This is a genomic window from Mesorhizobium sp. SARCC-RB16n (genome assembly GCF_008520305.1).
GTDB lineage: Bacteria > Pseudomonadota > Alphaproteobacteria > Rhizobiales > Rhizobiaceae > Mesorhizobium.
The window spans coordinates 1-10,917 of record NZ_ML703281.1; the positions used below are offsets into that span (position 1 = coordinate 1).

Sequence of the window (10,917 nt, forward strand, 5' to 3'; positions counted from 1 at the left end):
ACCGCGAGAAGGAAACCAGCGCCAGCCATTTCGTACGCCTGCGCGAAGGCACCGCCAGAAGCGTCGAAACCAGCTCGATCCACCTCGACACCATCCGCGACCTGAAGCAGATCAACTCGCTGCTGGCGTCGATGGCCTACCCCGTGCTGGAAGAGCGCGGCCTGCTCTTCGGGTCGAGGCTGAAGGCGAGCTGAGGCGGCAAGGATTTACTGCGGAGGCATCAACTTCAGAACAAGGTTCCGGCATTCCGGCGTGAACGGCAAAATTAGTCTTTGCTCATCCTCACATCCGTCGGCTAAGCATCTAATGCCCACCCGGAGGAGATCGATGGACACCCATTCGCGCAGTTTCGCCAAGGCGCTTTCCTGGCGCGTGACCGGCACTATCGACACGATGATCATCTCGTTGGTTGTGACCGGAAGCATCAAGCTTGCGGCCGCCATCGGCGTAACGGAGGTCTTCACCAAGTCGCTGCTCTACTATTTTCATGAGCGGGCATGGCTGAAGATTCCTTATGGACGCAAGCCAGTGACCTGACGGGCTTGCGTTAGAATGGGTCGGGTCAAGAAAAGCTAAAGCGGCGTCGACAATTTCTGGATTGCCTGCCTTGGCTATCCATGGTTTGAGCCCTGCATTTCGTGGGTTTCTTTTCATGTCGCTGCCGCTCATCGCTTTGTTCATCGCCGCCTTTGCTTTCGGCACCACCGAATTCGTCATCGCCGGCGTGCTGCCGCAGGTGGCGCAAGGGCTCGGCGTTTCGGTTCCCTCTGCCGGATATCTCGTCTCCGGCTATGCCTGCGGCATCGCCATCGGCGGGCCGCTGCTGGCGCTCGCCACCAAGAGCCTGTCGCGCAAGACCTTGCTGCTCGGCCTCGCCGTCGCCTTCACCCTGGGCCAGGCGGCCTGCGCGCTGGCGCCCGACTTCACCTCGATGCTCCTGCTGCGCATTGCCGTGGCCGTCGCGCACGGCGCCTATTTCGGCGTCGCCATGGTGGTTGCCGTCGGCCTGGTGCGCGAGGATCAGCGCGGTATGGCGGTCGCGGTCATCCTGTCGGGCCTCACCGTCTCCAACGTCATTGGCGTGCCGGCCGGCACCGCCATCGGCAACATCTGGGGCTGGCGCGCGACCTTCTGGGTGATGTGCGCACTGGGCGTGGCGGCGACTCTTGCCATGGCGGCCCTGTTGCCCCGCACGACCGGATATCAGGCCAAGTCGGCAAGCCTTGCCAGCGAGGTTCGCGTGCTGGCGCGCCAGCAGGTCTGGACCTCGCTGATCCTGATGCTGATGCTGATGCTCGGCCAGTTCTTTCTGTTCACCTACATCACCCCGACGCTGCTGGAGGTTACCGGGCTCGGCGAAAACCTGGTGCCCTGGGTGCTGCTGCTCAACGGCGTCGGCGCCACGCTTGGCGTCTTCCTCGGCGGCAAACTGTCGGACTGGAAACTGATGCCGTCGCTGATCACCATGCTCGCCCTGCAGGCGGTGACGCTGGCCATCATCTATGCCGTCAGCCCCTACCCTGTGCCGATGGTTGTTGCGATCATCGCCTGGGGCGGTCTCAACTTCGCCATCGGCACACCGATCCAGACCCGCATCCTGTCCTGGACGGCCGACGCCTCCGGTCTCGCCGCCTCGCTCATCCCGTCCGGCTTCAATATCGGCATCGCACTGGCCGCGTCACTCGGCGCCGCCATGCTCAATGCCGGCTACGGCTATCGCAGCCTGCCGGTTGTTGGCGCCTTTGCGATGGCGGTTGCCGTCATTGTGGCTGTCATCTCCCATCTCTGGGAACGGCGCAGCGACATCAGCCCGCCGGTACCGGCGGCCGCCGAATAACATGGCAACAACTGTCGCTGATTTCGGCCTGACCTGCGGCACCTTGCCGACGGGCACGCACAACGCGATCACGGATGTGCCCGGCGTACGCGTCGGTCACTGCACGCTGCGCGACGGCGACATCAACACCGGCGTGACCGCGATCCTGCCGCATGGCGCAAACCTGTTCCGCAAGAAGGTGACGGCGGCGGCCCATGTCATCAACGGCTTCGGCAAGACCGTCGGGCTCATGCAAGTGCAGGAACTCGGCACCATCGAAACGCCCGTTCTCTTGACCAACACGCTCTCGGTCGGAACCTGCGCCACGGCGTTGATCCGTGACGCCATCCGCCAGAACCCCGATATCGGCCGCGCCACCGGAACCGTCAATCCGGTGGTCGGCGAGTGCAATGACGGTCCGCTGAACGACATCCAGGCCATGGCGATATCGGAGGAGCATGCCCTTGCCGCACTGGCGGATGCCCGCGAAGGCGCGGTCGAGCAGGGCAATGTCGGCGCCGGAACGGGAATGAGCTGCTTCGGCTTCAAGGGCGGCATCGGCTCGGCCTCCAGGAAGATCGTGCTTGGCGGCGGGCATCATCTTGGCGTTCTCGTGCTGTCGAATTTCGGCAGGCCCGGCGACCTCGTCCTGCCCGATGGACGCCGGCCCGACCCCAGGCGACACGCCGAGACCGAACGCGGCTCGATCATGGTCGTTCTGGCGACGGATGTGCCGCTCGAACACCGCCAGCTCGAGCGCGTGGCGCGCCGCGCGGGCGCCGGCATCGCCAGGCTCGGCTCCTTCTGGGGCAATGGCAGCGGCGACATCGCCATCGCCTTCAGCACCGGCAACATGGTCGACCACGATGAAGACCGCGATCTGGTGCCGCTGCTCGCGCTCAACGAAGCACGCGCCGACATTCTTTTCAGGGCGACGGCGGAAGCGACGCAGGAGGCGGTGCTGAACTCCATGCTGTCCGCCGAGGCTTTCACCGGCAGGTCCGGCACGCATCGCGCATCGCTCGCCGACTGGCTGCGCGACCAGGCCGAAAGGCGATAGGGCTACAGCTCGATCCGGAACCGCAGGCTCTCCACCCCGCCATAGGCGGCGGCCTCGAAGAAGCGCTCGACGAGTTTGCCGCCATTGGCCAGGATCACCTTGTGCGAGGCCGGATTGCCCGGCTTGGCGGTGATCTCGACATAGGGCAGGCCCACCGCCCTCGCCTCGTCCAGCATCAGCCGCAAGGCCTGCGTGGCATAGCCGCGTCCCCGCTTCCACGGCACCACCGCGTAGCCGATATGGCCAAGCACGTGCAAAGGCAGTTCCGCCGTGCCCTTCTGCCAGCGAAAGCCGATCGAGCCCGATGCCTCGCCATCCCAGATCCAGCGGCGGAATCCTGGCAGGCGCGGCACTTGCGTGCCGTCGGGCAAAGTGATCGGGTCACCCTTGGCTTCGGGGTCATCGAGGCTGGCCAGGAACGCGACCGGGTCTTCCTCTATCGCCGCAAGCTGCTCGCGCGTTGCCTCCAAGAGGCGCACATTGTCCGGCGACCAGCCGCGTTCGAGCGCCGCCTTGTAGGACGGCAGATGTTCGAGCGCCGGTTTGACGATTTCGACCATGGTCGATGCTTCCTGAAAAACGAAGCAGGCATAACCTTGGACAGCAGAGCGCTCAAGCCGCGTGGAAGCGGATCTCGCCCTTGTTCAGGAAGCAGGCCTTGTTGAACAGCGACAGATCCAGTGGGTTGGGCAGCCTGATGTCGCCGATATCGGGAACCGGCTTGGTCACGGGATCGTAGGACCGGTCGATCTGGGAGATGAAGACCAGAATCACACCGCTGTCGCGCGCAAAAGCTTTCAGCGTACGGACCTGGTCCATCAGGCTAGGGTTCTCACGTTTTTGGTCGAGCAATTGCAGATAGTCGATGACCGCCAGCATGCCGCGCGACGCCGATCCCAACCGCCCGATGATGTAGTCGGCGCTGATGGCATCGGAATTGTCGAACTCGAACAGCTTGTCGTACCGGGCCGGCTCGACCCCGATGGCGCGAAACCGCTCCAGCACATCCCTGTGGGTGTATTCCAGCGTGAAGAACACGCTGCGATGGCCTGACTTCATCGCTTCGATCGCCAGCTCGAGGCTCATCAGCGTCTTGCCGTGACCCGGCCTTGCACCGACCAGCACGAGGTCACCGGGCGCCAACTGGGCAAACAATCTGCCGGCGAGTCCCGTTTCGGCGCCCCTTGCCGCAAGCAGGCTCCAGCTCGCAAATCCTTCTTGCGTGGCTATGCGGTCAAGCGCTTCGTGCAGCGGAATCTTGTCCCTGCGGGACAACAGCCTGGCTTGACGCTTCAGATGATAGACGGGCCAAGATAGCCTCATCGCAAAACCTCCTGGTGCGAGCAGTTTTTGCAACCCCTCCTTATGCCTAGTGCTCGAACAGTCGGTTCGGTGATTGGATGACCCCGCATGAATGATGCTTTCCCGTCGGAGGGAGGTGGCGTGGGCGGCGCCAGAATCAGATCATAGCGCAATCCGGGTGGATCGAAAATCGGGGGCGCTTGATGATATGGAGCGTCCGCTGCAAAGCCTTGGGCCAGCGTGGCGGCTTATGGACGGTTGCTCTTCGCGCATACTTGCCGACGCGCTAAACAAGATGTGTTTCGCCTGATGGCGCGCGGCGTTTTATGATTGTGCTATTCTATGATCGTCCTCTGGTGATTCACCGCCGGGATCACGAATGGCTTCGGCAGGAGAATGGGTGCGGTGCGGTTGAGATCTGTCCCGTTGGGTGTCGTTACGCTCCTCGGTCTCCTCGTCGTCGTCATTGCCTTGATGGCATCGGCCCGGTCCTTTGCCGCGCCATCGGTCATTCCGGCCTGGCTGGAGGCCCATGTCGGCAACGGCGATGGCCAGATTTCACAAGTGGTGCTGGAGCGGGCGCGCGCGCTTTACCTGAAGAACGTGGCGCAGGGCACCGTCCGGAACCCCTGCTACTTCGCCATGGACGCCACCCGTCCCGGCGACCTCGGCAATGGCGTGCTCGGGCGCCGTTACTATGTCGTGTGCGAAGCAAGCCAGTCGTTCCGCGCGATTTCGTCGGGTCACGGCGGAGGCCGGAACCTGAAAGGCACGGTCGATTTCTCGAATGGGAGGCGCTGTGCGAAGAACTTCGGCAATGCCATGGATTCGGAACTGACCGCCGGCGGCGCCTATATGACCCGCGAAGCGAAAACCTCGTTCAAGGGCTTTTATCGCACCGGCGCGAAACAGGATGTGGCTTTCCAGCGCACCTTCATCCAGTTCGACGGCGAAGGCGAAGCCGCCAACGCCCGGCAGCGCGTGATCGGCGGCCACGCGGCGCAGGTGCTACGCACCATGTGCATGCGCAAAAGCCCCAACAGCGCCTATGCCGACCATGACGGTCTTGTGCCGTTCGGCAAGCTGGTGGACTATGCCGGCGGCCGCAGCAATGGCTGCACCAGTTGGTCGCCGACCGATGCCGCGCAGCTCATCTCGATGGTGAAGGACAACCCGACCACGCTCTATATCTATCCGGAATCGCGCGACATCGCCGCTGTTGCCAGCGGCCATTCCACGTCGGGCACCTACTGGAATGCATCCTGCCTGAAGGAAATCGGCACGCCGAAATTCTGGCCGCGAAAAACCCTCGAGCCTGTCATCGCCCAGTACAAGAAGGATCATCCGGCACCACCCGCGCAGCCGCTGCCGATCTGCAAGGAGCCGTGAGACCTCGGCCCAATAGAAAGCCGCGGCTTGGTGTCGACTGAGTGGCCGTGTTTGAAGCCGCCGATGCGATGGAAAGCCCTACTGCAACAACCCCTTGACGATGCCGCTTGCCTTGCCGAAATCCATCTGCCCGGCATATTTCTGCTTCAGCGCGGCGATCACCTTGCCCATGTCCTTCTGGCTGGCCGCACCGGTCGCGGCGATCGCCTCGCGCGCCGCCGCCGTGACCGCCGCATCGTCCAACTGCGTCGGCAGGAAGCCACGGATGATCTCCATCTCGCCGCGCTCCTGAGCCGCCAGTTCCGGGCGCTTGCCGTCCTCGAAGGCCTTGGCCGATTCCTCGCGCTGCTTCACCATCTTGGCCAGGATCTGCAGGATTTCCTCGTCGCTGGCGGGTTCCTTGCCGGCACCGCGGTTGGCGATATCGCGGTCATGGATGGCGGCCTGGATCAGCCGCAATGTCGGCAGCCGGTGCTTGTCCTGCGCCTTCATCGCGGTCTTCAGGGATTCGGCGATTTTCGCGCGCATTGCTCTCTCTCCTTCGGTCGGCGCGGACAATAGCGCCGGGGACAGGCCAACGCAAACCCTGATATGCCAGGGCAAGCCTATGATATTCCTCAATGAAATAAATCGCGGCCGCATTTCGCATGATCATTGACCGCCCTGCCCCCTTCCCCTATGTACTGGGCCTTGCATGAACTGAAGCTTGAGTGCGTGGAGGCCGCGAATTCGCCGCTTCGCGCTGTTTGCCGCGCGAATGCCGCCGGAGCGGTTGCAACGCGCGGCCGGATAGGAGTGCCGCCATGGCCGAGATGACGCCCGCCTGGGCCACTGAAAAGCCGACCGCTCTGCTGGTGCTGGCCGACGGCACCGTCATCGAAGGGCGCGGCCTCGGCGCCACCGGCTCCGCCGTCGCCGAAGTCTGCTTCAACACGGCACTCACCGGCTATCAGGAAATCCTCACCGACCCCTCCTATGCCGGCCAGATCGTCACCTTCACCTTCCCGCATATCGGCAATATCGGCACCAATGGCGAGGACATCGAGGATTTGAACCCGGCCGCCCGCGCAGGCGCTGTCGGCGCAGTGTTCAAGGCCGATGTCACCAACCCGTCCAGTTACCGTGCCGCCGGCGACCTCGACCAGTGGCTGAAGAAACGCGGCATCGTCGCGCTCTCGGGCATCGACACCCGCGCGCTCACCGCGCTGATCCGCGAAAAGGGCATGCCCAACGCCGTCATCGCGCACGCGCCCGACGGCGTCTTCGACCTCGACGACCTGAAGCGGCGCGCCGCCGCATGGTCGGGCCTGATCGGGCTCGATCTCGCCAAGGAGGTCACGTCGGGCCAGTCCTCAGTCTGGCGCGAGACGCCCTGGGTCTGGAACGAAGGCTTTGGCGAACAGGACGAGCCTACGCTGCACGTCGTCGCCATCGACTATGGTGTCAAACGCAACATCTTGCGGCTGCTCGCCGGTCTCGGCGCCAAGGTGACCGTGGTTCCGGCCAAGACCGGCGCGGAGGAAATCCTCGCCATGCAGCCCGACGGCGTCTTCCTCTCCAATGGCCCCGGCGATCCGGAAGCCACCGGCGACTATGCCGTGCCGGTCATCCAGGACCTGCTCAAGACCGACATTCCGGTGTTCGGCATCTGCCTCGGCCACCAGATGTTGGCGCTGGCGCTGGGCGGCAAGACCGCCAAGATGCACCAGGGCCACCACGGCGCCAACCACCCGGTCAAGGACCACACCACCGGCAAGGTCGAGATCGTCTCGATGAACCACGGCTTTGCCGTCGACGCCGACTCGCTGCCCGCGGGCGTCGAGGAAACCCATGTCTCGCTGTTCGACGGCTCGAACTGCGGCATCGCGCTGACCGGCCGTCCGGTATTCTCGGTCCAGCATCACCCCGAGGCCTCCCCCGGCCCGCAGGATTCGCACTATCTGTTCCGCCGCTTCGTCAACCTGATCCGCCAAAAGCGTGGCGAGGACTTGCTGGTGGAAAGGGCGTAAGCCATGCTCATGCCTGCGCCCCATCCTTGGCCACCCCGCTGCTGAGGTCAGCGACCGTCGCCGGTCTCGCCACCTTGGTGACGAAGACGATGACCGCCAGCGTGAGGAAGCACGCGCCGACCAGGTAGGGTGCGCCGCCGAAGGTGACGGGCGCGCTCGGTCCGGTGAACCAGGAAAAGACCGCAGTATAGAGCAGCGGCGTGATGATCGAGGTGATCGAGAAGATCGAAGTCATCGCGCCCTGGAGTTCGCCTTGTGCCGAAGGGGGAACCTTGGCGGCGGCGAGGCTTCTGAGCGGCGGATCGGCCAGCGCTTCCAGGCAGCCGACGACGATCACCGCATAGACCATCCAGCCTTGCGAGGCGAAGGCATAGCCGAAGGCGCTGGCCGCCGTGAACGTCAGGCCGATGACCGCCGTTCTCCACTCGCCGAGCCTGGGGATGACGCGCGGCAGCACCGTACCCATGACGATCGCACCGCACAGGCCAAAAACGCCGAGCGAGAAGCCGATCTGCTGCTCGCTCCAGCCATAGCGATAGTTGGAGACGAACGACCATACCGCCGGATACATCATATGGCCGAGCGTCATCAGGAAGAAGACCAGCCCGATCCAGCCGATGCCTTCATACCTACGCATCTGCAGGAGCGTGCCGACCGGGTTGGCGCGTTTCCACTCGAAGCGGCGGCGGTGCTTTTCATCGAGCGTTTCGGGCAGGAAGAACATCGCGATCAGGAAATTCACGAAGGCCAGCCCGGCGGCGAAAAAGAACGGCACGCGCGGCCCGAACGTGCCGAGCAATCCGCCCAGCACCGGCCCGATGACGAAGCCGACGCCGAAGGCGATACCGAGCAGGCCGAATTCTTTGCCCGGTTCTCGTCGTTCGAAATGTCGGCGATGAAGGCCGACGTCGTCGAATAGCTGGCGCCCGAAATGCCGGCCAGCACACGTCCGATGAACAGCATCGGATAGGACCAGGCGATGGCGCAGATCAAATTGTCGATGGAGAAGGTCAGCACCGAGGCGAGCAGGATCGGCCGCCGGCCGAACCGGTCGCTCAGGCCACCCATGATCGGTGCGAAGAAGAACTGCATGGCTGCATAGACGAAGAACAGCCAACCACCCTCGATCGCCGCTTCGCTGATGCCGACGCCGGTCAGCTCCCTGAGGAAGGCCGGCAGCACCGGCATGATCATGCCGAAGCCGATTATGTCGAGCAGCAGCGTGGTAAAAACGAGCGCAAGGCCCCGCCTGGCGGTTTTGGGGTCGATCATGATGGGTCAAGCTCCTCTGGCCGCCCTTGGGGCGCGGGCGGACGCATCTTATAGGCGAGCCAGCAAAAAGGAACAATGAGGGAACAGGCGGGAAGCTTTGATCCTGACACCACCTGACGACGTCTCAGCCGTTGGGAAACGCGCGCTCGCGACTGTTTCGACCAAGCGGTAGCATCCCTCCGCTAGAGCCGCCTTCGGGTCGCGACTTGCCAGGTGTTTCCCCAGATATCCTGTACGGTTGCGCGTCGGTCCCCATACGGCATATCCGCTGGCGGCTCCACTTCTCGAGCCCCTGCCTCAATTGCGCGTTGATAAGTCGCATCGGTGTCTTCGACGTAGACGTGGAGGAAGGCTGAAGACGACTGGCGAATACCGCCGCCGTCGCTCACCATTATGATCGAGTCAAAAATCCTCATCTCAGCCGGGCGGCCAGGCGCAATGTCGCCCTCTGCTCCGAATGTTGAGCGAAGGAAGGTCACGACACCCTGAACGTCGGACGTCACCAAACGAGGAACAACGGCGGGCCACCCTACGGGCTTAAAATCGGCTTGCATGAGCTGATCCCACAAGAGGGCCGAACGGCTGAGAACCAAAGGCAGCGCGCTCCTGGATTGCCGCCAGAGTAGTATTTCCAAACAGTTCCGTCAGAGCGGCCCGCTCATCGTGTTGCAGTCCGACAGCTTGCCGTTCTTGTAGCCGCGCGTCAGCCAGGTCTGCCGCTGCTGCGAGGTACCGTGGTTGAAGCTTTCCGGCACGACATAGCCCTGCATCTTCTTCTGCAGCGTATCGTCGCCGATCTGCTTGGCCGCGTTCAGCGCGCTTTCGAAGTCGCCCTGCTCCAATATGCCCTTCTGCGCGGTGTAGTGCGCCCACACGCCGGCGAAGCAGTCGGCCTGCAGCTCGATGCGCACCGACAGCTGGTTGGCATCGGCTTCGCTCATGCCTTGGCGCATCTGGTTGAACTTGCCCATGATGCCGGTGAGGTTCTGCACGTGGTGGCCGACCTCATGCGCGATGACGTAGGCGCGGGCGAACTCGCCGGAAGCGCCGAACTGCTGGTCGAGTTGCTGGAAAAAGGTCATGTCGAGATAGACCTTGTGGTCGCCCGGGCAATAGAAAGGTCCGGCCGCGGCGGAAGCAAAACCGCAGGCCGAGCGAACCTGGCCTGAAAACAGCACCAGCTTGGGGTCCTCATAGGTCAGGCCCTGCGACTTGAAGATGCCGGTCCACGTATCTTCCGTCTCGGCCAGCACGGTCGCGACGAACTGCTTCATCTCGTCATTGGCCGGCGCACCCGCGCCGCTACCCTGGCCGCCGCCGCTGTTGTCTGTGATCTGGCCACCGCCGCCCGGCAGCAGGCCACCGTCGCCACCGCCCAGGATCGCTGAGGGATCGAAGCCGAAATACCACCCGGCGATCACCACCAGGATGACGAGGATGATGCTGCCGCCGCCACCGGTCCGGCCGCCGATGGGCAGTTGGAACTGGCCGCCGCCGCCACCGATCCCGCCGCCGCCACTGTCGCTGCGGTCGTCCTCGATATTGTCACTCTGACGACGGCCTCTCCAGAGCATGGCAACTCCTCGCGCTGCAAACTTCCCATTGCTCCGGCAAGGCCGGCTCAATCCAACAAACAATTATCGCAATGGTTGCTCCAAGTCACAGCATTTTTCGTGGCCAGGCGGCGCTGGGCATGGTCGTCTGACCGCACTGATCGGTCGTGCGCAAGGCCTGTAGCATCGCCGGCGTCGGAGGTCGGGGGGCTCGAGGAATTGCTGCCGCCTACTCTTTCTGCTTGGTGCCGGCGCTCTTTCCGTCCGAGCTTTTCGAGCGTTCCTCGAAACGATCGGCGCCTTTCTTCAGTGGGTGGCCCGTTTCGGCCTCGGTCTTGCGCTCATCCTTGGAGGCCGCCTGCTTCAGTCCTGTGGCTGCCTGCTTGCCTTTTACGGTCGGTGCCTGCTCGACGCCCATTGCTTCCTCCTTAGCGCGCAACAACGCGATGAGAGGCAACGTGCATAAGCGCCGACGGTTCCAGAGGCTAATGCATGTCGCCCGGAAGTGTCCTCGGT

The 10,917-nt window shown here is 63.6% G+C and carries 11 protein-coding genes and 2 pseudogenes; 6 read left to right on the top strand and 7 right to left on the bottom strand.

Features of this window, described 5'->3' with window-relative positions:
• The 4 genes and pseudogenes from C7I87_RS25175 to C7I87_RS25190 all read left to right on the top strand — a co-directional run.
• Nucleotides 1-194: pseudogene (locus tag C7I87_RS25175) on the top strand (Na/Pi cotransporter family protein); the annotation flags it as partial.
• 133 nt (nt 195-327) lie between these two features.
• Nucleotides 328-537, top strand: a complete 210-nt coding sequence (locus tag C7I87_RS25180; RefSeq protein ID WP_149906762.1) for a DUF2061 domain-containing protein — start codon at nt 328-330, stop codon at nt 535-537.
• 115 nt (nt 538-652) lie between these two features.
• Nucleotides 653-1,837 (top strand): MFS transporter, encoded by a 1,185-nt coding sequence (locus C7I87_RS25185; RefSeq protein WP_149906763.1) that lies wholly within the window; start codon nt 653-655, stop codon nt 1,835-1,837.
• Nucleotide 1,838: 1 nt separating this feature from the next.
• Complete coding sequence (locus C7I87_RS25190; RefSeq protein ID WP_149906764.1) at nt 1,839-2,876, top strand: DmpA family aminopeptidase; 1,038 nt, start codon at nt 1,839-1,841, stop codon at nt 2,874-2,876.
• A gap of 2 nt (nt 2,877-2,878) precedes the next feature.
• On the opposite strand, the gene C7I87_RS25195 is transcribed toward C7I87_RS25190, so the two are convergent.
• Together C7I87_RS25195 and C7I87_RS25200 are read right to left on the bottom strand one after the other, a co-directional pair.
• On the bottom strand, nt 2,879-3,436 hold the full coding sequence (locus tag C7I87_RS25195; RefSeq protein WP_149906765.1) for a GNAT family N-acetyltransferase: 558 nt from the start codon (nt 3,434-3,436) through the stop codon (nt 2,879-2,881).
• Nucleotides 3,437-3,488: 52 nt separating this feature from the next.
• On the bottom strand, nt 3,489-4,199 hold the full coding sequence (locus tag C7I87_RS25200) for a DNA helicase (RefSeq protein ID WP_149906766.1): 711 nt from the start codon (nt 4,197-4,199) through the stop codon (nt 3,489-3,491).
• A gap of 384 nt (nt 4,200-4,583) precedes the next feature.
• Between C7I87_RS25200 and C7I87_RS25205 the strand changes: the two genes are divergently transcribed.
• Nucleotides 4,584-5,567, top strand: a complete 984-nt coding sequence (locus tag C7I87_RS25205) for a hypothetical protein (RefSeq protein ID WP_149906767.1) — start codon at nt 4,584-4,586, stop codon at nt 5,565-5,567.
• Between the two features lie 78 nt (nt 5,568-5,645).
• Here the strand turns inward: C7I87_RS25205 and C7I87_RS25210 are convergent, their stop codons facing one another.
• Complete coding sequence (locus tag C7I87_RS25210) at nt 5,646-6,095, bottom strand: GatB/YqeY domain-containing protein (protein WP_023781512.1); 450 nt, start codon at nt 6,093-6,095, stop codon at nt 5,646-5,648.
• A gap of 275 nt (nt 6,096-6,370) precedes the next feature.
• Here C7I87_RS25210 and carA point away from each other — a divergent pair, with 275 nt between their 5' ends.
• Nucleotides 6,371-7,576, top strand: a complete 1,206-nt coding sequence (carA, locus tag C7I87_RS25215) for a glutamine-hydrolyzing carbamoyl-phosphate synthase small subunit (protein ID WP_149906768.1) — start codon at nt 6,371-6,373, stop codon at nt 7,574-7,576.
• A gap of 7 nt (nt 7,577-7,583) precedes the next feature.
• On the opposite strand, the pseudogene C7I87_RS25220 reads toward carA, so the two are convergent.
• The 4 genes and pseudogenes from C7I87_RS25220 to C7I87_RS25235 all read right to left on the bottom strand — a co-directional run bounded on the left by C7I87_RS25220 (nt 7,584) and on the right by C7I87_RS25235 (nt 10,819).
• Nucleotides 7,584-8,848 (bottom strand): annotated as a pseudogene (locus tag C7I87_RS25220) (TCR/Tet family MFS transporter).
• Nucleotides 8,849-9,030: 182 nt separating this feature from the next.
• Complete coding sequence (locus C7I87_RS36820) at nt 9,031-9,402, bottom strand: VOC family protein (RefSeq protein ID WP_149906769.1); 372 nt, start codon at nt 9,400-9,402, stop codon at nt 9,031-9,033.
• 90 nt (nt 9,403-9,492) lie between these two features.
• Complete coding sequence (locus tag C7I87_RS25230; RefSeq protein WP_149906770.1) at nt 9,493-10,422, bottom strand: KPN_02809 family neutral zinc metallopeptidase; 930 nt, start codon at nt 10,420-10,422, stop codon at nt 9,493-9,495.
• Between the two features lie 208 nt (nt 10,423-10,630).
• Nucleotides 10,631-10,819: a hypothetical protein gene (locus tag C7I87_RS25235; protein ID WP_149906771.1), complete on the bottom strand. Its 189-nt coding sequence runs from the start codon at nt 10,817-10,819 to the stop codon at nt 10,631-10,633.
• Nucleotides 10,820-10,917: the final 98 nt, after the last annotated feature.